The following is a 20,713-nucleotide window of genomic DNA, read 5'->3' on the forward strand; positions in this document are numbered from 1 at the left end:
CTAATTTCCCTGCGTCAGGTTACCCCTACCGGCGGCGGGCCGGAAATCCGGGCGTCGGTGGGCCTGTCCCAGCCCTTGCGCCGCACCAGGCTGCACGGAGGCCGGTTTTCTGCGCGGTTCCTGGCACGGAATGCACGTTCGGCGAAGGCGGGGCCGCGCCCTGGGCCAGACTGCCCTGATGGACGTCCGCACCACGATCGATACCTACCTGCGAGCCTGGAGGCAACAGGACCCCGAGCTCATCGTCACGATCTTCACCGACGACGCCACCTACCACGAGCGGGTGCTGGGCGAACCGATCCGCACCCGCGCCGGAATCCGCGACTATTGGCAGCACAAGGTCGTCGAGGGCCAGGCCAACATCGATGCCCGGTTACTCAACCTCTACACCGCCACCGACGGCACCACGGTGATCGCCGAGTGGGAGGCGACGTTCGACGACCGTATCCAGCACGTGCGTAAGCGGATGCGGGAAGTCGCCATCCTGGAATTCGCCGGTGCGCGGATCGCCAGCCTGCGTGAGTACTGGGCCTCCGAGGTGGTCGAATAACCGCGGCGTCAGAGATGGCTCGCCACGAACGTCGCGGCCTGAGCCGGCATCGGCGACTGCGCGTAAGACAGGTGCGGCGCGGAGAACATCTCGTCGTGTGAAGGCAGCGCCAGGGCTCCCGGCGTGCAGATCGGATCGCCGTCTGCACACAGATCGATGGCCTTCGCGCCGTACCAGGGGCTGATCTCGCTGACCGGTCCACCCAGGTACCGGTCGGTGGGATTGCCGAAAACCGCGACGGCAGCCACGTGTTCGGCCTCCTCCGCCGACAAGGTCGCGGCGTTGAAGCCCGCCACCGATGCCCGCGCAATGGTGATCAGATCGATGACCATCGCTCCTTGCGAATAGCCGCCGAGTACCAGTTTGGTGTCGGGACAGGTCGCCACCATGGATTGCACGTGCGCGTTCGCGTCACCGGCGCCGTCGGACGCCGATGGCGGCCAGTCCTCGCCTGCGGGGTAATTGACCGCATACACCCCGACGGACCGCCCGCCGACCTGCGAGCGCAACGCGTCGATGAATTTCTGGCCGACTTCGCCGACACCTGGCGCCTCCGCGGTGCCACGAGCGAAGGTCACCTCGATGTCGGGACAGCCGGCAGCGGAGGCGGCGGGAACGACGACCGGTGCGCTGGGCAGCGTGGCCAAGGCCATCGCCACCGGAACACCGAGCAACAGGAGCGATCGGCGCGCTTTCATATCACCGATGCTGGCACACCGTGACCGCGCTCCACCAGCCCTTATCGCGGGGTTCAGCTGACCTGTTTCCTTCCAGCGAGCTCACCGCGCGTCCCACGATGGGACTACCGCGCCAGCGCGTTCGGCGCTCGGATGTTGCCAGGTCGCGGTAATTTCCACAGGACCCGTGAATAACCAGGAGCAGAGCTATCCAATGACGCAGGCCAACGAGTCAGTCCCGAGATCAAGCAGAAGCTGATGGGTGCGCTGGTGCCGACTATCTACAAGGGGCTGCAGGTGACGGCGTGAGCATGGCAGAGATGACGAACCCCGACAGCGCCGTTGAGGTCCCACCGTGGCCAAAGTTCATGCGGCCAGTGCTCGAGGTGCTCAGCGACGGACAGATCTGGAAGACCAGCGATATTTTTGCGGCCGTGATCAGCCGCGTGGGGCTCTCCGTGGCCCAGCGCGCGGTCACGCTGAACTCCGGTCAGGCGCAGGCCGAGAACCGGGTGGGCTGGGCGTTGTCGTTCTTGACGCGAGCAACAGCGGTGCACAAGGTGCGCAACGGTCATTCGCGGATCACCGATCTCGGCGACCAGTTGCTGCAGGATCACCCGGTCGAGATCCCCGAGGCCGCGCTGCAGGAGATCCCGGCCTACCTCGCCTACGTCCCAAAGAAGCGGTCGAGCACCGCATCGGTCGCCGATCTCGACAAGCTGCCGAACTACTGGTTCGTCGGCGCGTTCTACGGCGGCACCGCGGGGCACGACGGAGCAGACACTGACCAAACCGACCGGTTCGTCAGCGAGGGTCAGTGGGTCAATGGCAACCCGAACAAGTACGTCGATCTGGTGAAGATGATGAAGGCCGGCGACCGCATCGCGATCAAGGCGGCGTTCACCCGTAAGCATGATCTGCCCTTCGATCCGAAGGGCAACCGGGTATCGGTGATGGCGATCAAAGCCACCGGGACCATCACCGGAAATCACGGCGACGGGCACGCCGTCGACGTCGCGTGGGATCCTGTCGAATCAGTGCGGGAGTGGTACTTCTACACCAATCAGCGCACAGTGTGGCGGGTTCAGCCGGCCGGTTGGGAGGCGCGGGCTCTCATCGAGTTCACCTTCGAGGACGCCGATCAAGACTACGACCGGTTCCGCAACTCCCCGTACTGGTCGGACCGGTTTGGCGACACCGCCCCCGAGGTTGACGAGGAGGGCGAGGAGGACACCACCGAAGAGGAGACTGTGGTCGGGCCGGCCTACACCGTCGCCGACATCCTCGATGACGGCTGTTTCCTGCCGGAGTCGACATTGCGCGGTTATCTGGACGCATTGGAACGCAAGAAGAATCTGATCCTGCAGGGGCCGCCGGGAACCGGAAAGACGTGGCTCGCCAAGCGCCTCGCTCGTGCGTTGATCGGGCAGGGGCCGGCCGATCTGCTGCAGGCGGTGCAGTTCCACCCGACGCTGTCCTATGAGGATTTCGTCCGCGGTTGGCGGCCCAGCGGCGACGGCACCTTGACCTTGGCCGATGGGTTGTTCCTCGACATCATCAAGAAGGCTGCAGCCGCCCCCGGCAACAAGCATGTCCTGGTGGTCGAGGAGATCAACCGGGGCAACCTCGCGCAGATCTTCGGTGAACTGCTCACCCTCCTGGAAGCCGACAAACGCAACCCGACCGAGGCGTTGACTCCGACCTACCGCAAACCCGGCGAGGACGCGATCTATATCCCGGAGAACCTGTACGTGATCGGCACGATGAACCTGGCGGACCGCTCCCTGGCGATCGTCGACTTCGCATTGCGGCGGCGGTTCGCTTTCGCCGACCTCACACCGCAGTTCAACGACCGGTGGCGGCAATGGGTATCGCGCCGCAACGGGATCGGTGCTGACGTACTTGCAGCCTTGGCGGAACGGGTCGGCGTGCTCAACCAGCGCATCACCGAGGACCGATCGCTCGGCGAGCAATACCGCATTGGGCACAGCTTCTTCACCCCGGCCCACGACACCGCCGTCGACGACGCCATCGGCTGGATCCGCCAGGTGGTCGAACAGGAGATCCGCCCGCTGCTGGCCGAATACTGGTTCGACGACCCGGCACGGGTCAGCACCGAGTCCGCCGCGCTGACCGGATCCCGATGAGCTCTCCGGGCGTCGTTGTCAGCGGCAGCACCGCAATCCCGGTACGCAACCTGTGGCTGCTGATGCTGTACGCCTCCCGGCTCTACCAGCGCAATGAATTGTTCCGGGACCGTGACGTCGAAGACACCCCTGATGAGCTGTTCAACCTGGTCACCGAGATCCTCGTCACCGCCGTCGAACGACGTCTGCAGCGCAGCCCGGGCCGCCAATACCGGGAATGCGCCGCCACGCTGACCCGGGTGCGCGGGCGAATCGATCTACTGGGCACCGAGTCGAAAAGGCTCCTCGCCCAAGGCCGGGTGGCCTGCCGCTACGACGAGCTGTCGGTGGATAACCCGCGCAACCAACTGTTGTGGACGGCGCTGATCCTGGCGGCCCGGCATGTGAGCGACGCGACGCTGGAGCACCGCGCACACCGACTCGCCGGAGTGCTCACCACGTATGGGGTGTCCACCAGATTGACCACCGCGCGCGAGGCGGCCCAACTGACCTTGGGCCGCAACGAACAAGACGACATCGAGGCTCTGGACGCAGCACGGTTGCTGCTCGAGATGACCGTTCCCACCGAAGAGGCCGGCAGAACCAGCACCCGCGACCCCGAACGCGACGCCGCCGAGATTCGGCAGCTCTACGAGGCCGCGGTACGGGGCTTCTACCGGACAGCCCTGGGCTCGGAATGGACCGTCGATCCGGGCGAAACCCGGCATCACTGGCCGATCACCGACGCCACCGCCGGGCTCGTCGGGGTTCTGCCGATCATGAAGACCGACACCGTGCTGCAGAGCGCGGACCGCAGAATCATCGTCGAAACGAAGTTCGCCGACGCGCTCAAGCCGAACCAGTACGGCCAGGCCCGGATTGCCCGCAATCACATCTTTCAGCTGTATGCCTATGTGCAATCGCAGCACGGCCGGGACGCGCTGTCGACCACCGCCGATGGGGTGCTGCTATACCCAGTGGTCGGCCAGCACCTCGATGAGTCGGCCACGATTCAAGGCCATCGGTACCGTTTCCTGACTGTCGACTTGGCCGGCAGCGCTTCGGCCATCCGCGACGCGCTTCTGGAAGTGCCATTTCGCGGTGCGTTGAAATCAGGATGACCATCGACCCGGCCCCGCGCCCGCCCGGACTTGTCAGACCCCACTGCGATGATGAAGTCATGTCAACGACCGCCTTGGCCAGCACCTTGGAGGCGGCTCCTGCCCAGCACCTTGACGTGCTGTTTGACGAGTTGGCGGAGTTGACCGGTCAGCGCAACGCGATCGATGGCCGCATCGTGGAGATCGTCGCCGAGATCGAACGCGGCGAACTGTGGGGCGCTACCGGCGCACGGTCAATTACAGCGCTGGTGACCTGGAAGACCGGGGTGTCACCGAGCAACGCCGGCACCATCGCGACGGTGGCGCACCGGCTTGCCGAGTTCCCCCGCTGCGCTGCGGGAATGCGCGAAGGTCGCTTCTCACTGGACCAGGTCGGCGTGATCGCACAGCAAGCCGCTGACGGATCCGACCAGCATTACGCGCAGCTGGCCGGCGTCGCCACTGTCACCCAACTGCGCACCGCGGTCAAGCTCGAACCGCGACCCGACCCCGAGCCCCGCCCAGAACCACAGAGAGCGATCACCAAAACCAGCAACGAACATGGCAGCTGTTGGCGCATCAAACTCGACCACGTCGACGCGGCAAAGTTCGACGCCGCCCTGCGGTCTCATCTCGATAGCCTCGTCGCCGCATGGAAGCGCGATCACGACAACAGCGACGCCGCAGCACCCCAGCGGCCACCGTTGCCAAACACCGCCGACGCGTTCCTGGCCCTGATCGAGGCAGGGTGGGACACCGAGGCCGCCCGCCGCCCCCACGGGCAGCACACCACCGTGGTGGCGCACCTCGACGTCGAGCAGCAGATCGGCGCTCTGCACCTGGGCCCGCTGTTATCCGATGCCGAGCGCCAGTACCTGACCTGCGACGCGACCTGCGAAGTCTGGTTCGAACGCGAGGGCCAAGTGATCGGTTGTGGTCGATCCACCCGCACCATCAACCGTCGGCTACGCCGAGCCCTCGAGCACCGCGACCGCTGCTGCGTGGTCCCCGGCTGCGGGGCCACCCGCGGACTGCACGCCCACCACATCCGGCACTGGGAAGACGGCGGCGAAACCGAACTGCACAACCTGGTGCTGGTCTGCCCCTACCACCACCGGCTGCACCACCGCGGCCTCATCACCATCACCGGACCAGCGAGCAGCCTCGTCGTCACCGACGCCGACGGCCACAAACTCCACCCCGCATCATTAGCCCGCACACCGAAAACCTCGCCACCAGCGGTCGCCCCCTGCCCCGGACCCACCGGCGAACGCGCCCAATGGTGGTGGTACCAACCCTTCCAAGCCCAAGCGCCACCAGCAACTAACTAGATTCGTCACGAACTGGCAAGTGAGTCAGTCGATATCGGCCAGGGCGTCGGCCACCTCGGCGGCATCGAGCTGCGCCACTTCCAGATACACCTCGGCCACCGCGTCCAGTCGGCCCGGATCGGCCTCGGCCGCTGCCAGCCGAGCAGCCAGCCCGGCGACGGTTCGGGCGGCGAAGATGTCGGCGACCACCGCGCCCGGGACGTCCAGCCAGGTGCGGATGCGTGACACGGCGGCGGTGGCCAGCACCGAATCGCCGCCCAGGCCGAAGAAGTCGTCGTCTGCTCCGACCCGGGCGGCGCCGAGCACCTCGGCGATGATCGCGGCAAGGGCGCGCTGCAGCGGACCGGCCGGCTCCCGGTAGCCGTCGCCGGCCGCCACGGCCGCCGCCAGCTCCGCCGTCACCGCCCGCCGGTCGATCTTGCCCGAGACGGTGTAGGGAATCGCCGAAACCACGTGCAGCTGGCGCGGAATCATGTGCTCGGGCAGCGACTCGGCCAGCTCGGCCTGCAACCCGGCAACGCTCACCGCGGAATCGCCGGCGCGCACGGCGGCCGCCAGCACCTCACGCCCACCGGGCTCGGTCAGCGCCACCACCACCGCCTCGGCCACCCCGGGCAGCCGGCGCAGTGCGGATTCGACCTCGCCGAGTTCGATGCGATAGCCGCTGATCTTGACCCGGTGATCGGCGCGGCCGACGAATTCCAGGGTGCCGTCGGGAAGGTAGCGGGCCAGATCCCCGGTGCGATACCAGGTTCGGCCGTCGTACTCGACGAACTTCTCGGCGGTCAGATCGGGCCGGCCGCGATAACCCGAGGCGATGCCGCGCCCGGTGACCCACAGTTCGCCGGCCACCCAGTCCGGCCGGTCGGTTCCGTCGGCGCCGACGACCCGGCAGGCGATGTTGGGCAGCGGGATGCCGTAGGGCACCGCGGCCCAGTGCGCCGGCGGGTCACCCTCGACCTCGCACAGCGTGGCGTGGATGGCGGTCTCGGTGGCGCCACCCAGCCCGGCGAAGCGCACCCCGGGTGCCAGTGCCGCAAACCGTCGCGCCAGTTCGGGGCGCACCCAGTCGCCGCCGGTCAACACCGCACGCACCGACGACAGTTCCCCGCCGGTGGCGGCCAACATCTCCAGCGCCCCCGGCATCAGGTTGAGCACGCTGACCCGGTGCCGCGCCACCAGCTGCGCCCACACCTCGGGACTGCGCCGGTCGGCTTCATCGACCATCACGATCGCCGCACCGGCGCGCAGCATGGCGAAGACATCGAGCACCGACATGTCGGCATCCAAGGTGAGCAGCGCCAGGCTGCGGTCACCCGGAGCGAATCCGAAACGCGCGCTCAGGGTTTCGATGGTGTTCATGGCGGCGTCGTGGCTGACCTCGACTCCCTTGGGCTCGCCGGTGGAGCCGGAGGTGAACACCACGTAGGCCAGCTCGAACGGAGCGGTGCGAACCGGGTCCGCCAGGCGGGAGTGCTGCACGGCATCGGAGACCGCCAGCACCGGAATCTCCAACGCGGGCAACGCCTCCCCGGTCACCAGGGCCAGCACGGCACCGCCCAGCGTCAGGATCCGCTCTCGGCGGCCGGGCGGCTGATCGGCAGCGATCGGCAGATAGACCGCACCGGCGGCCAGGATGCCCAGCAACGCCGGAATCTGCTCGGCCCCCTTGGGCCCCAGCAGCGCCACGGTGTCACCGGGTCGCACACCACGCTGCTGCAACGCAGCGGCCACCGCCAACGCCTGATCACGTAGCCGGCCGTAGCTCAGCTCCCCCGAACCGTGCAGCAGCGCGACCGCCCCGGGATCGCGGTCGGCCTGACGAAAGAACCCGTCCTGCAGGGCTTCCCCGCTGGGTTCGGCGGTGCCCGCGTTCACCGACTCGCGCACCTGCGCCTGGTCGGCGGGCAATGCTGCCGCCGCCGGTTCCGCCCAGCCGTCACGGCCGGCCAGCCGAGTCAGGTCGGCGATATGGTGGGCGAACATGGCGTCGATCACGCCCGGCGCGAACATGTCCTCGCGCACATCCCAGTTCACCAGGATGCCGCCGTCGAACTCGGTGACCTGCGCGTCCAGCAGCACCTGGGGGCCTTGAGAGATGATCCAGACCGGGGTGCCGAACGCGGCGGTGACCTCATCGGCGAACAACTCCCCGAGTCCCAGCGCGCTGGTGAACACCACCGGTGCCAGCACCTGCGTGCCGCGGTGGCGGCTCAGATCACGCAGCACCGCCAAGCCGGGGTAGTCCGCGTGTGCGGCCGCGGTGCGCATGGCGTCCTGCACCGCGTGCGCGCGCTGCACGCCGGTGCTGGCCTGGCTCAGATCCACATCCAGCAGCAGCGACGAGGTGAAGTCACCGACCAGCCGGTCCACGTCGTCGTGCAACGGTTCGCGGCCGAACAGCGGCACATTGAGCAGGAAGCGCGGTACGTCCGACCAACTGGCCAGGGTGTGGGAGAACGAAGCGGCCAGGGTCATGGCCGGGGTGACGCCGTGGGCGCGGGCCTGACCGAACAGCGCGTCGCGGGTGTCCGGGTCCAGCCAGTGCCACCGCCGGGTGCTGCGGCGCGGGTCGGTGGGGGCGCCGGCGGGCGGCGGCAGCTTGGGCGGGTCGGGCAGGTCGGGGATGTGCTGCGCCCACCACTGGCGGTGGTTCTCATCCGGTTGGCGGTCGGCGGTGGCCTGGCGGTACTGCCGGTAGGTGTAGCCCAGCTCCGGCAGCGTCTCCCCCCGGTAGGCGGCGGCCAGATCCGCCATCAGGGTGCGGTAGCTCATGGCGTCGGCGGCCTGCATGTCCAGGTCGACGTGCAAGCGTGCGGTGCCGTCCGGCAGCAACGACACGGTGAGCTCGAAGACCGCATCGTCGAGTTGCTGATGCGATTTCGCCACCCGGGTGGCGTCCAGCCGCTGGGCCACCTGCGTGGCGTCCAGGCCACGCAGGTCCTGCACCGCGACGGGCAGTTCGGCATCGGGCCGGATGTGCTGGGTGCCGTCGGGTGAGAATTGCACCCGCAGCATCGGGTGGCGGGCGGCCAGTGCGGCCGCGGCGGTGGCCAACCGGTCCGGGTCGACAACACGCCCATCGAACTCCACATACAGGTGCCCGGCCACCCCGCCGAGCGCGACGTCGTCGTCGCGTCCCACCCACATGGCGTGCTGCATGGGTGCCAGCGGAAAGGGCGCGCAGGCATCGGCTGGGTCGACCGCGGGTGCGGTGTCCGGCGCCGGTGCGCCCCGGTCGCCCAACAGCTCCTGCCAGGCGGCGATACGGGGGTCAGCGGCCAGTGCCGCGAAGTCGACGTCGATGCCCTGCTTGCGCCAGCGACCGGCCAGGCTCATCATCCGGATCGAATCCAGACCCTGCCCGACCAAGTCCGCGTCGGGATCGACGGCGTTGGTGTCGGCGCCGAGCAGGTCAGCGACCTGCGCGCGTATCTCGTCCGGCCCCACGGCGTGACCCCACCCTTCGTTAGGCTGCCCTAATTTCTCGAAGCTACTCTATCCAGGTTCGGTCGTCGGCAAGCCAGGGAGTACACATGCACGGGTTCGTACCGTTTCCTGACGAGCGGGCCGCCGCCTATCGTGCGGCCGGCTACTGGAGCGGGCGGCCGCTGGCGTCGCTGCTCGACGACGGCGCGGCCCGCTGGCCCGAGCGTCCGGCGGTGATCGATACAGACGCGACGCTGTCCTACGCGCAGTTGGATGCGGCCGCCGATCGCGCAGCGGCGGGCCTGCACCGGCTGGGTGTCGGTGCCGGTGACCGGGTGCTGCTGCAGTTGCCCAACAGTTGCGCGTTCGCTGTCACGCTGTTCGGGCTGCTGCGGGTAGGTGCCCTCCCGGTGCTGTGCCTGCCCGGGCACCGCGCTGCCGAGATCGGGCATCTGGCTGTGGTCAGCGAAGCCGTCGGGATCGTGATCCCTGATGCCACTGCGGGATTCGACTATCCGGCGATGGCCGCCGAACTGGGGCTGCGGCGGCTCGTCATCGACGAGGCGCCCGAGGACTCCCCCGCGCCGCGAGGCACCCCCGATCCGGCCGCACCGGCACTGCTGCTGGTCTCCGGTGGGACCACCGGTATGCCCAAGCTGATCCCCCGCACCCATGACGACTACGTCTACAACGCCACCGCCAGCGCTCAGCTGTGCGAGCTGACCTGCGACGACGTCTACCTCGCGGCGTTACCGGCCGCCCACAATTTTCCGCTGGCCTGCCCCGGCTTGCTGGGCGCCATGTCGGTGGGCGCAGCCACCGTCTTCGGTGCCGACCCCAGCCCGGAGGCGGCCTTCGCCACCATCGCCCGGCACCGGGTGACGGTCACCGCGCTGGTGCCGGCGTTGGCCACGCTGTGGGCGCAGGCTTGCGACTGGGAGCCGCAGAAGCCGACGACGCTGCGGTTGCTGCAGGTCGGTGGCGCCAAGCTCGCCGCGGGCGACGCCCGCCGGATTCGGGAGACGCTGACCCCTGGGCTGCAGCAGGTGTTCGGCATGGCCGAGGGGTTGCTCTGCTACACCCGCCCAGGCGATTCGGCGGAGTTGCTCGACACCACCCAGGGCCGGCCGTTGTGCGCCGACGACGAGTTGCGGGTGGTCGACGAGGACGGCACCGAGACATCCGAGGGTGAGCTGATGGTGCGCGGGCCTTACACGATCAACGGCTACTACAACGCGGCCGAGGCCAATGAGCGGTCCTTCAGCCCGGATGGGTTCTACCGCAGCGGGGACCGGGTCCGCCGCCTGGCAGACGGCTACCTGGAGGTGACCGGGCGGATCAAGGACGTGATCGTGCGCGCCGGCGAGAACATCGCTGCCGACGAACTGGAGGCGCACCTGCTGGTCCATCCGGCGGTTCGATCGGCTGCCGCGGTCGGCCAACCGGATCAATATTTGGGCGAAAAGGTTTGCGCTGCAGTGGTGTTCAACGGAGCACCGTTGACGCTGGCAGAGCTGAACCGCCACCTCGACGAGTGTGGGGTCGCCACCCACGTCCGGATCGATCAGCTGACGGCGCTGCCGGCGCTGCCGTTCACGGCGGTCGGCAAGATCGACAAGAAAGCGCTGGTCCGCCAGCTCGGCTGAACCGAGTTCGCGGACTTAGCCACGCTCGACGACGTTGTCGAACCCCGAGGTGCTCACGTCCGGGTTCCCGGAGCGGTAGGTGACCCGGTTGTTGAGACCGGATGCCGTGATCTTGGGCGTCGATTCGACGGTGATGACGTTGCCGATGCCCGACACCGTCAGCCCGGCGCACTGGCCGGTGAGTTCCACGGTGTTGCTGACCCCGCTCACCGACACGTAGCGGCCGTCGCAGACCAAGGTCTTGTTCTCCCCGGCCCCGGAGATGGTGAGGGTGACGCTGCTGTCCGGCGCCGGCACAGCAGGCGAAGCTGCGACCGGCGGCGCCGGAATGGGCGCTGGTTCGGGCGCTGGAACCTCGACCGGCTCCGTGGACGGTTCCGGCGCGGCACCGCGAGTAGCGGTCGGATGCCCCTGCGTCGTAGTCGTCTGGCCTCCGACGATCAGGAACATGGCCAGGGCCACGCCGATCAGGAGGGCCGCCGCAATCGCGACGACGGCGATCCCCCGGCCTCGCGGCGGTAACGTGCGCCCCTCGGTACCGATCGACGGGGAGGTCAGTTCCACGGGCGCGGCGAAGTCCGACGCCGGGCGTTCCAATTCCCGGATCCGGGCCTCGGGGTCATCGTCGGCGTTCACGCCTTCGATGATCGCACTAAAGTGGCCCGTTGCGTGCTAGCCGGCGTGGATCTGCCATCCGGCGGCATCATTTTGCTGCCGCCAGAACTCGTCGAAACGCCCACCGGCCGCGCGCAATTCGTCGATCGTCCCGTCTTCGATGACGCGGCCGTCGTCGATGAACAGCACTCGGTCGGCCTGGGAGATGCTGGCCAGCCGGTGCGCGACGATCACCCGGGTACGCTGGCGCGGCTCGGAGCTCAACGCGGCAACGATCGCGGCCTCGTTCTCGGTGTCCAGTGCGCTGGTCGCCTCGTCGACCAGCAGCACCGGTGCGGGTTTGAGCAGCGCCCGGGCGATGCTGACCCGTTGGCGCTCCCCGCCAGACAGTGCCGCGCCGGCTTCACCCACCCGGGTTTCGGCGCCGTCGGGCAGTCGGGCAACCAGCTCGTCGACGCGGGCCAGTGCGGCGGCCCGCTGGAAAGCTTCCTGATCGGCGTCGGGGTCTCCGACCAGGATGTTGTCGCGGATCGTGCCGTCGAGTAGGTACGGATGCTGGAACACCACACTGGTGGCGGCGCGCCGTGACGCGGCGTCCAACTCGGTGGCGTCCGCCCCGTCGAGCAACACCCGCCCACCGGTGGGCTCATGCAGCCCGGCGATCAGGGACAAGATGGTGCTCTTGCCCGAGCCGGACGGTCCGACGATGGCCGTGGTGGTGCCGGCCTGCAGGGTGAAGCTCACCCGGTCGAGCACCGGGGCGCCCGCGGAGTCGTAGCCGAAGGTGACATCGTCGAACTCGATTCGGGTGGCGCCGGGGGCCTCGGGGGCATGACCGGGGCCGACCGTCACCTCCGGCGCGGTGAGCACAGCACGGATCCGCTCGAGGGAGGCCCGCGTCGACTCCAGCGCGGGCGCCAGTTCGCTGATGGAGGTGAACGGTTCCAGGTAGCGCACCGCCACCACGATCAAGGCGATGGCCTCGGGAACGCTGAGCGTGCCGGTCACGGTCAACGCGGTGGTGCTGCCGGCGAGCAGGATCAGGGCGCCCTGGCTGGCCAGACTGAACAGCAATTGCCCCGGAATCTGCATGAGTAACAGCCGCATCGCCGCGCCGTGTTGGGCGCTCAGCGCCTGCCCGACGGTGCTGCGCTCGGGTTCGACGCGTCGCGCCGCGCGCAGCGCCTGCTGGGTGCGGGCGAACTCGATGATTCGTTCGGTCAAAGCGGTGTTGGCGTCGCCGGCCGCGGCGTCCGCGCGGGCGCTGAGCCGGTTGGACGCCCACAGCGCCCCCAGCAGCAGCGGTACCCCGCCCAGGGCGGCCAGACCCAGCTGCCAGGACACCCCGAGCAGGGCCAGTGCGATCGCCGGCGGCAGCAAGATCGCACTGATTAGGGGGGTCAGCAGGTTGACCACCAGGCTCACCAGTTCGGGGCCGGTGGCAGCGATCGCCTGTCGCGCGTCGGCGGTGTTGGCGGGCGTGAACCAGCCCAGCCGGATGCCCGGCAGTCGGTCGGCCACGTCGTGCTGGGTGTGATCGAGGACGGCGAATCCCAAGCCGAATCCGATTCGTGCGCAGGCGAAGTCGATCAGCCAACCGGCGACGGTCGCCACGGTCAACCAACCCAGCCAGGCCACCGCCTGACTCGGCGTGCTGGCGAAGAGCGCGCTCACCAGCGGGACCAGCAGCACGGTCCCCGCTGCCCGCACCGCCACCGACAGCACCGTCAGCGCGGCGTAGCCATACATCCGGCCACGGCGGTCGTGCGGAATCAGCTGGATCAGGGTGCGGATCACCGGCCGGCCTCCGCCCCGACGGTGACCGCGGCGCGGCCGGTCTGCCACAACTGCTGGTAGCGACCGCCGGTTGCCAGCAATTGGTCGTGGCTGCCCTGTTCGGCGATCCCCCCGTGGTCGAGCACGACGATCTGGTCGGCGCCGGTGATGGTGTGCAGCCGGTGGGCGATCACCAGCACGGTGCGATCCCGGGTCAGCCGGTTCAGCGCTTGCTGCACCAGGTATTCCGATTCTGGATCGGCGAACGCGGTGGCCTCGTCCAGGATGAGCACGGGCGTGTCAGCGAGGATGGCGCGGGCGATGGTCAGCCGCTGGCGTTCCCCGCCCGAAAGCGCGGCGGCGGCGCCGAGCACGGTGTCGTAGCCGTCGGGCAGCCGCAAGATGCGGTCATGGATTTGGGCTTCGCGGGCGGCGGCCTGCACCTGCGCATCGGTCGCATCCGGAACCGCCAGCGCGATGTTGTCGCGCACGCTACCGTGCACCAGTTGGGTTTCCTGCAGGACGAATCCCACCCGGCGGTAGAGTTCGTCGGCGGTCAGCGACCGGATGTCGTGACCGTCAACCGATATCGATCCGGACTCGACGTCGTGGAACCGGGCCAGCAGTGCCGCCAGGGTCGACTTGCCCGAACCCGACGGGCCCACCAGCGCGGTCACCGTACCCGGCCGCAGCGTCAACGACACGTCGCGGATCACCGGGACACCGGGGCGATAGCCGAAGGTGACTGCCTCGAAGCGCACCGTCCCAGGCGCGTCTACCGGTGTGGGATCGTGCTGCTCGACGGCGAGCTCGGGCTCGTCCAGGGCGATCTGTAGCCGCCGTGCCGCCAGCATGCCGCCGCGAATACCGCCGACCCCCAGGCCGATACCCAGCAGTCGGGCGCCGAAAGTGGTGCCCAGCAACAGGAACGGCAGCAGGTTCACCGGGTTCATTCGGCCGGAGATGATCAGGGGGGTGCCGGTCAGCATGATCAGCCACAGGAAGGTCGACGGGCGGGTGACCAGATCCATCAGCGTCTTCTTGCCGATGAAGGGTCGCTGCCAGTCCACGAGAAAGTTGATGTAGTCGTCGAGGCGGCGGCGGAAGACGGAGGCGGTGGCCCCGCCGAACACCCGGATCACCGGCTGACCTTCGAGGTACGTGCCGGCTTCGCCGTTCATCCGCTCAGCCCAGCGTTGCGCCTGGCTGATCTTGGGGCCGGATTGGGTCATCATCACCGACATCAGCACCAGGTAGACCAGCACGGGCACGAACAGCACCAGTGCCACCCGCCAGTCCACCACGAACAGGTAGACCAACACCGCGACCGGTGCCACCACGGCGGCGACGGCGTCCGGGATGGCATGGGTGACCAGGTAATGCAGCGACAGGGTGTCGTCGGCGACCAGTTGCTTGATCGAGCCGGATCCGCGGGCGGTGAACCAGCCCAGTGGCAGCCGGGACAGCTTGCTCAGCAATCGGGTCCGCAGCGCGCTCGCGAAGCGGGCGTCGACGACGTGCAGCCACAGCGTCAGCCCCGCGCCCAGCAAGGTGCCCAAACCCAGCAACGAGAGTGCGGTGATTCCCACCGTCCACAGCCGTGACTCGTCGGCGCCGGCAACCAACAGTCGGGCCAGCTCCACCAGCAGCACGAACGGGGCTAACTGCAGCAACGTGATCAGGGCCTGGAGGACACCGGAGAGAATCAGCGGCCCCCGCAGCGGACCGAGCAGCCGACCCGCGGCCTGCGCACGCCACGCTCCCTTTGCGTTGGCTGTGCGCTCCCCAGCCGTCTCACTCGCAGTGTTGTCTGGTGACGGCAGCGTCAACGGCGCAGGCTCCGGCCCGCGCTGAGTGCCCATGGCACGTCCGGCGGTCCAGTAGGCCTGCGCGTGGATTTCGGATTTGGGGAAGCCGAACTCGTCGCGCAGCCGGGTACGCAGCGCCTTGAGCGTCGCGGCTTCCGGCGTGCCCCAGGCGTACCAGTCCGACCAGTCCCGGGCCTCGATCGCCGCGGCCAGCGAGCCCGCGTCACGGCGGGGCACCCAGTGCACCCGCAACCGGGGGTGCGCTTGCAACGGGATCAACAGATCGTCGTCGTGGTGCTGTTCGAGGTAGAGCTCGATCGGTACATCGGGTGCGACGGTGCGGATGATTCCGTTGATTCCCGGAATCGACGCCGAGTCGCCCATCAGTAGGTAGCCGGCGGGCTGGGCGTCGGCATCGGGCACCTCGAAGCGCGACGAGCCCATCAGCGACATCGCCGCGATGGTGGCTCCGGGTTCCACGGTGCGGGCCCAGCGGGTGGCCGGCCCGGCTGGTTCGTGCAGCACCATGTCGACCGCAAAGCGTCCGCTCTCCGCGTCGCCCTCGGCGATCGTGTACGCGCGCTGGAACTCGGTGTCCGATCCATCCGGGTCCGGGAACCAAAATCGCAGCCAGGCACTGGGTTCGACGGCCGCGTCGGTGAACAGGGTGGACGAATGCATCCAGACCCGGATGCAATGTGGAGCGATCCAGGCGGTCTCGAGCACCGTTACGGTGTGGTCGCGAGCACCGAAGCCCCGCAGAATCGCCCCCTGCAAGCCGCGCGCCATCCCGGTCCTTTCGCCGACGGTGGCCCACCCCGCGGAGTGGAGCTCGGCGCCCCGCCGCCAAAGTGGAACCTAGGTTACCCTACCCTCACTTATTGGCAGGGGGGCTCGGGGTAGGCTGACCGTTCGTTATGACAGACGCCGCCAACATTGTGCACCGTGAACTGACGGACGTCCCCGAGGACGTTCGCCGCGTTCCCGCACCGCCGATCCCGGTTCTCGCCGCTCCCTACTCGATCCGGGTCGCCGACCCGGACGGCGACGCGGAGATGATCTCCGAGTGGATGAACCGGCCACATCTGGCCGAGACATGGGAGTCCGCCTGGCCGCCGGAGCGCTGGCACGCCTACCTGAGCGCCTTGGTCGAAGGCAGCTTCACGCGCCCCTTGATCGTCAGCCGGCACGGGCAGGACAGCGGCTACATCGAATTGTACCGAGCGTCAAAGGATTCCATCGCCAAGTACTACGCCGCCCACCCTTACGACCTGGGTATGCACGGGGCGGTCGCCGACCTCGCAGCGGTCAATCGGGGGTTCGCGGCGATCCTGCTCCCGCGCGTCATGAAAAGCGTGTTCGAGCTCGAACCGCATTGCCGGCGAATGATGTTCGAGCCCGAGTACCGCAACACGGCGATGCGCAGGCTGGCCGAGTATGTGGGCGGGACCTTTCTCGGTGAGCACGACATGGGTTACCGCCGCATGGCGCTCTACGGGGTGCTGCGCTACCCCGAGGACGATCCACTCTCGAACAGCTCGGCATAGCCGTCGTAGTCGGGTCGCATGCCGGCCGCGACCAACTCCCACAGCACTTCGTCGGTGCCGCCGCCGACGCGAGCCAGCTTCATGTCCCGCCACCAGCGTCCGATCGGGGTCTCATCGACGAGGTAGCCGGAGCCGCCGAAGATGTGCATGCACTCGGAGAACACCTCTTCACCGAGCCGGGCCGCGGTGACCTTCATGGCCGCGGCCGCACGCAGATCGAGCCGGCCGTCGGCAGCAATGCCGTTGAGCGCGTGGCGAAGCATGTCGACCCGGGCCTGCAGGTCGGCCACCCGCATCCGCAACGCCTGATGTTCGAACAGAGTGGCGCCGAACTGCCGGCGTCGCATCATCCGGGCGTGGGTGAGCCCCAGCACCAGCTGGGATGATGCCGCGACCTGCCCAGCTATCGACATGCGCTCATGCGCCAGCCCCCAGGAGATGGCGGCCAGCCCGGTGCCCGGGCGGGCGATCAGCGCATCAGCGGGCACCCAGGTGTCGATGTCGACCGCGGCGGTGTCCAGCGGCCCGGCACCGACCTTGCGATAGGGCTCGTTGACGTGCACCTGGGAAATCGGGACCGCGATCACCAGGACGTTGCCGTGCCGGCTGTTCGCGTCATGGTCCACACCGCGCGCCACCACGATGATGTGGTCGGCGATCGGCGACAGGGACACAAACTTCTTACGGCCACGCACTTCGAAACCATCTCGCGCCGAACGAACTTCGGTCTCGACGATCTGCAGGTCCGAACCGCCGGACTCCTCCGAGGCGCCGATGCAGAGCACCGCCTGGCCCGCGATGGCCTGCGCGCAGATGCTCTGCAGATACTCCGATCGGCCGAATCGGCGCAATACCGCGATGGCGGAATCGTGCAGACTCACCCCGACCCCGATGCCGGCCGACCGCAGGTGGCCCAGTTTGAATGCCAGGGCCACCAGCTTGGCGACGTCGGGATGCTGACCGTTACTCCACTTCTCCGCGAACACCCCACTGCGCCCCAGGTGTTCGATCAGCGCGCGCGGGAAACGCTCGGTCGCTTCGGCTTCCGCGGTCCAGTCCACTACCTGCTGGTCGAAGACCTGATCCAGCAAGACCCGGTAGCTGTCGATATCGGATCCGGCGGTCACGTCGGTCACTTCAGGCCTCCAGGTTGCGTTTGACATCCAGCCGCCGGAGCTTTCCCGACGACGTCCGGGGCAGTGCGCCCGGTGCCAGGAACACCACCTCTGCGGGCACCACCCCGCACTGCGATGCCACCCGGGAGATCAGGGCGGCACGCGCTGCGGCTTCGTCGCGGCCACGGAACTCCGCGGCGATCACCAGTCCCGGACGGATCCCGTCGGTGCCGACTGCCACCACCGCGCCCTCCCGGACCCCACGCACCTGCGCCGCGACCCGTTCGATCTCGGTCGGGAAAACGTTGCGACCTGCGATTGAGATGATCTCTTTGGCCCGGCCGCAGACCACCAGGCCGGCGTCGGTGAGGTAGCCGAGGTCGCCGGTGGCAAACCAGGCGTCCGGGTCCAGCGTCGGCTGGCCGAGGTAGCCCGACATCATTGAGGTTCCGCGGATCTCGATCTCACCGACCTCGCGCTGCGGCAGCTCCTCGTGGTCGTCGACCACCGGGCGGATCCGGACCTGCATCCCGGGGATCGGCTCGCCGAGCACCGCGTGTCGGCGGGTGGTCGCAGCGTCCTCGCCGGCCGGGTTGGTCACCTCGTCGTACACCAAGCCGGCGCCAGGTCGCGGCGCCGTCACCGCGCAGGTGGCCTCGGCCAAGCCGTAGGACGGCATCAGCGCACCGGGGTCCAGACGGAACTTGGCCAGCTCGGTGACGAATCGCTCCAGTCCCTCGCAGTCGACCGGTTCGCCGCCGTTGATGGCGACCCGCAGCCGACTCAGGTCCACGTCGGGGACACGCCGGGCGTATTTGCCGATCACGCTGTAGGCGAAGTTGGGTGCGGCGGTCATGGTGGCCCGGCTGTCGTGCAACCAGCTCAGCCAACGAAACGGCGAAGCGGCAAAGGCCGCCGTCGGCGCCAGCCACTGTTCCGAGCCGGTCAGTGCCGCGCTGAGCAGGAAGGTCAGTCCCATGTCGTGATAGAGCGGCAGCCAGCTGCAGCCGACATCGGCGGCCGGATCGACACCGACATGCTTGCTCAAGCCGGAGACGTTCGCCAGCACCGCGGTCGGTGACAGCTGGGCGGTGCGCGGGGTGCCGGTGGACCCGGCGGTGCCCTGCAACACCGCGGGTATATCGGCGTCCGCGGTCACCGGTGTGACCGAGCGTCCGGCGCCGGCCGCCGCTGCGACATCAGCCACCGCCAGTGCGCGGCCGGCCTCCTCCGCCCCCAGCAGGTCCAACACAGGACCGTGACTGAGCACCGTGCTGACCCCAACGCCGTGGAAGCGATCCAGCGTGGCCTGCGCCCATTGCCCAGGGTCCGCGCCGCGGACCGGTCCCGGCAGGATCGACAGGCTACGGCCGGCCAGCCAGGCGCCCTGGATGGCGGCGACCATGTCTGCGGTCGGCTCGCCTACCAGCCCCACGGCCCCGTCGTCGTCGCCGTCGAGGATGCGGGCCGCGATACTCTCGGCGCGGGCGTGCACCTGCTGCCACGGATGGCGCTGCCATACGCCCGTGTCGGTGTCGAAGACCACCAGGTCATGCGCCGACCCGGTCATCGCCCGGGTCAGGGCGTCGGCCAGCACGCTCACGCGTCGGCAGGGGCTTTCGCCCGGATGGCGGCCTCGAGATCCCCGACTGTGTCGCACGTCAACAGGTCTTCCTCGGACAGCGCCACCCCGAGACGGTCCTCGATGGCCACCATGCCGATCGCGAACGCCACCGAATCAAGGCCCACGTCGTCGACCAGGCGCGACTCCGGCGTCACCCGGTTGAGATCGACGTTCAGGTCGTCGCGCAGGATCTCTCGCAGAGCGACGTTGATGGCATCGGGGACGGAAACGCTCATGGTGAGCGACGCTACACCAAAGCTCGAAGTAAGGTTAGGCTTGCCCTACCTGTGACGTCCAACACAACGTTAGGTTAGGCTTGCCTCGCATCTAAAGTCGCGATTAATGTCAACCCGCGTTCCGCATGACAAAAACCTCATAAACGTTGAGGTCACGATAAGGAGATGCAATGCAGCTCGCCCTGGCCGCAGGATCGACCGATCCCGGCACTGTATCCACCACCCGGGCCACCGGACTCCTGGCCGCCGGGATCGCCCTAGCCGGCGCCGGCCTGATCGCCGTGCCGACCGCTCCGACGGCCGCCTCGGCCAGCCACCACGCCGCAGTCGAGCTCACGGCGACGACCACGGAGAATCTCGACGCGCTCATGGAGCTGCTCTCCGGCCCGAACCCGATCTTCTCCGCCATCGGCGAGCTGTCCGGCTACTACGGCCAGGTCGCGAACGACAGCCTGCAGGGGTCATGGGATGGCATCGAGGGCATGTGGTCGGGCATCGGCCCGATCCGTGGCCTGGAGAACACCCTCCCGGAGATCATCGACTTCCTCAAGGAGGGTGACGTCACCCACGCCTGGAACCTGATCAACTGGGACATGGTGTTCGGCGCGCAGTACATCTTCCAGCCGCTGTTCAACCGCGTGGTCGATGGCGAAGAGATCACCGGCATCATGGGAATCGGCACCGACATGAGCCAGGTCTGGACCAACGTGCAGGACCTGTTCGACGACTTCAGCTTCTGGAAGAGCGCCGCCAAGTCGGTGTGGGAGCCCTTCCTCGGCTTCCAGTTCGCGCTGGCGGAGAACTTCACCAACAACCCTGACCACGTGGCTCAGGACCCGTTCGACGCACTGCTCAACGGCTACATCGTGTGGGATGAGGACGGCGGCGTTCCCCGCGCACCGTGGACCGGTCTGCTCACCGAGAACGGCACCTTCGCCTACCTGTTCGACATCCTGCCGGGCAAGATCGCCGAGGCGTTGACCTCGACCATCCCGGTGCCCGACGTGGACGTCGACCCCGGCGACGCAGCCGCGGCCGCCAGCCTGCTCGACTTCGGTTGGCTCGACAGCATGTTCAACTAGCAGGACCGCACAACCGTTTCGTGCGGGCTGCGGGCAACCACAGCCCGCACG

The 20,713-nt window shown here is 68.3% G+C and carries 14 protein-coding genes and 1 pseudogene; 7 read left to right on the forward strand and 8 right to left on the reverse strand.

What is annotated here, in order from left to right; all coding sequences use genetic code 11:
* The first annotated feature begins 178 nt into the window (after positions 1-178).
* Positions 179-550: a nuclear transport factor 2 family protein gene (locus tag LI94_RS02535; protein ID WP_024440700.1), complete on the forward strand. Its 372-nt coding sequence runs from the start codon at positions 179-181 to the stop codon at positions 548-550.
* A gap of 8 nt (positions 551-558) precedes the next feature.
* On the opposite strand, the gene LI94_RS02540 is transcribed toward LI94_RS02535, so the two are convergent.
* Entirely contained in the window at positions 559-1,248 is a 690-nt protein-coding gene (locus LI94_RS02540; protein WP_024440701.1) for a cutinase family protein, read from the reverse strand.
* A gap of 290 nt (positions 1,249-1,538) precedes the next feature.
* On the opposite strand from LI94_RS02540, the gene LI94_RS02545 reads away from it, so the two are divergent.
* The 3 genes from LI94_RS02545 to LI94_RS02555 are packed head-to-tail and all read left to right on the forward strand — an operon-like array spanning position 1,539 to position 5,784.
* A complete protein-coding gene (locus LI94_RS02545; protein ID WP_239651139.1) occupies positions 1,539-3,374 on the forward strand; it encodes an AAA family ATPase in 1,836 nt (611 codons plus the stop codon).
* Positions 3,371-4,474, forward strand: a complete 1,104-nt coding sequence (gene mcrC, locus LI94_RS02550) for a 5-methylcytosine-specific restriction endonuclease system specificity protein McrC (RefSeq protein ID WP_046300199.1) — start codon at positions 3,371-3,373, stop codon at positions 4,472-4,474. The genes LI94_RS02545 and mcrC overlap by 4 nt, the downstream gene beginning before the upstream one ends.
* Before the next feature lie 59 nt (positions 4,475-4,533).
* The gene (locus LI94_RS02555) at positions 4,534-5,784 is read left to right on the forward strand and encodes an HNH endonuclease signature motif containing protein (RefSeq protein WP_046300215.1); all 1,251 of its coding nucleotides are present in this window, start codon (positions 4,534-4,536) and stop codon (positions 5,782-5,784) included.
* A 24-nt stretch (positions 5,785-5,808) separates the two neighbouring features.
* Here LI94_RS02555 and LI94_RS02560 read toward each other — a convergent pair whose 3' ends face one another.
* The gene (locus LI94_RS02560) at positions 5,809-9,234 is read right to left on the reverse strand and encodes a non-ribosomal peptide synthetase (protein WP_046300200.1); all 3,426 of its coding nucleotides are present in this window, start codon (positions 9,232-9,234) and stop codon (positions 5,809-5,811) included.
* A gap of 86 nt (positions 9,235-9,320) precedes the next feature.
* Here LI94_RS02560 and LI94_RS02565 point away from each other — a divergent pair, with 86 nt between their 5' ends.
* A complete protein-coding gene (locus LI94_RS02565; protein WP_082105635.1) occupies positions 9,321-10,859 on the forward strand; it encodes an AMP-binding protein in 1,539 nt (512 codons plus the stop codon).
* Between the two features lie 15 nt (positions 10,860-10,874).
* Here LI94_RS02565 and LI94_RS25030 read toward each other — a convergent pair whose 3' ends face one another.
* From LI94_RS25030 to LI94_RS02580, 3 genes are read right to left on the reverse strand one after another with little or no spacing between them, the layout of a single operon-like run.
* Entirely contained in the window at positions 10,875-11,495 is a 621-nt protein-coding gene (locus tag LI94_RS25030; RefSeq protein ID WP_046300202.1) for a DUF3060 domain-containing protein, read from the reverse strand.
* 36 nt (positions 11,496-11,531) lie between these two features.
* Positions 11,532-13,271 carry an ABC transporter ATP-binding protein gene (locus LI94_RS02575; protein ID WP_046300216.1) on the reverse strand — a complete coding sequence of 580 codons (1,740 nt, stop codon included), beginning with the start codon at positions 13,269-13,271 and terminating at the stop codon, positions 11,532-11,534.
* The gene (locus tag LI94_RS02580; protein WP_046300203.1) at positions 13,268-15,847 is read right to left on the reverse strand and encodes an ABC transporter ATP-binding protein/permease; all 2,580 of its coding nucleotides are present in this window, start codon (positions 15,845-15,847) and stop codon (positions 13,268-13,270) included. Before LI94_RS02580 ends, LI94_RS02575 begins: the two co-directional genes overlap by 4 nt.
* A gap of 128 nt (positions 15,848-15,975) precedes the next feature.
* Between LI94_RS02580 and LI94_RS02585 the strand changes: the two genes are divergently transcribed.
* Positions 15,976-16,605 carry a GNAT family N-acetyltransferase gene (locus LI94_RS02585; RefSeq protein ID WP_024440707.1) on the forward strand — a complete coding sequence of 210 codons (630 nt, stop codon included), beginning with the start codon at positions 15,976-15,978 and terminating at the stop codon, positions 16,603-16,605.
* Here LI94_RS02585 and mbtN read toward each other — a convergent pair.
* The 3 genes and pseudogenes from mbtN to LI94_RS02600 all read right to left on the reverse strand — a co-directional run.
* Entirely contained in the window at positions 16,566-17,732 is a 1,167-nt protein-coding gene (gene mbtN / locus LI94_RS02590) for a mycobactin biosynthesis acyl-ACP dehydrogenase MbtN (protein WP_164517924.1), read from the reverse strand. The two genes, LI94_RS02585 and mbtN, sit on opposite strands and share 40 nt — an antisense overlap.
* Before the next feature lie 10 nt (positions 17,733-17,742).
* The gene (gene mbtM / locus LI94_RS02595) at positions 17,743-19,323 is read right to left on the reverse strand and encodes a long-chain-fatty acid--ACP ligase MbtM (protein ID WP_046300205.1); all 1,581 of its coding nucleotides are present in this window, start codon (positions 19,321-19,323) and stop codon (positions 17,743-17,745) included.
* Positions 19,320-19,595 (reverse strand): annotated as a pseudogene (locus LI94_RS02600) (acyl carrier protein); the annotation flags it as partial. The pseudogene LI94_RS02600 and the gene mbtM, both read right to left, overlap by 4 nt.
* 155 nt (positions 19,596-19,750) lie before the next feature.
* On the opposite strand from LI94_RS02600, the gene LI94_RS02605 reads away from it, so the two are divergent.
* Entirely contained in the window at positions 19,751-20,662 is a 912-nt protein-coding gene (locus LI94_RS02605) for a hypothetical protein (protein WP_046300206.1), read from the forward strand.
* Positions 20,663-20,713 lie beyond the last annotated feature (51 nt).

Origin of the sequence: Mycobacterium sp. UM_Kg27 (assembly GCF_000972905.1) — a bacterium.
Taxonomy (GTDB): Bacteria; Actinomycetota; Actinomycetes; order Mycobacteriales; family Mycobacteriaceae; genus Mycobacterium.

Excerpts from the sequence above, each read along its gene's own strand:
- LI94_RS02535 (WP_024440700.1), top strand. The coding sequence starts at position 179 with ATGGACGTCCGCACCACGATCGATACCTACCTGCGAGCCTGGAGGCAA.
- LI94_RS02540 (WP_024440701.1), bottom strand. The coding sequence starts at position 1,248 with ATGAAAGCGCGCCGATCGCTCCTGTTGCTCGGTGTTCCGGTGGCGATG.
- LI94_RS02545 (WP_239651139.1), top strand. The coding sequence starts at position 1,539 with ATGGCAGAGATGACGAACCCCGACAGCGCCGTTGAGGTCCCACCGTGG.
- mcrC (WP_046300199.1), top strand. The coding sequence starts at position 3,371 with ATGAGCTCTCCGGGCGTCGTTGTCAGCGGCAGCACCGCAATCCCGGTA.
- LI94_RS02555 (WP_046300215.1), top strand. The coding sequence starts at position 4,534 with ATGTCAACGACCGCCTTGGCCAGCACCTTGGAGGCGGCTCCTGCCCAG.
- LI94_RS02565 (WP_082105635.1), top strand. The coding sequence starts at position 9,321 with ATGCACGGGTTCGTACCGTTTCCTGACGAGCGGGCCGCCGCCTATCGT.
- LI94_RS02580 (WP_046300203.1), bottom strand. The coding sequence starts at position 15,847 with ATGGCGCGCGGCTTGCAGGGGGCGATTCTGCGGGGCTTCGGTGCTCGC.
- LI94_RS02585 (WP_024440707.1), top strand. The coding sequence starts at position 15,976 with ATGACAGACGCCGCCAACATTGTGCACCGTGAACTGACGGACGTCCCC.
- LI94_RS02605 (WP_046300206.1), top strand. The coding sequence starts at position 19,751 with ATGCAGCTCGCCCTGGCCGCAGGATCGACCGATCCCGGCACTGTATCC.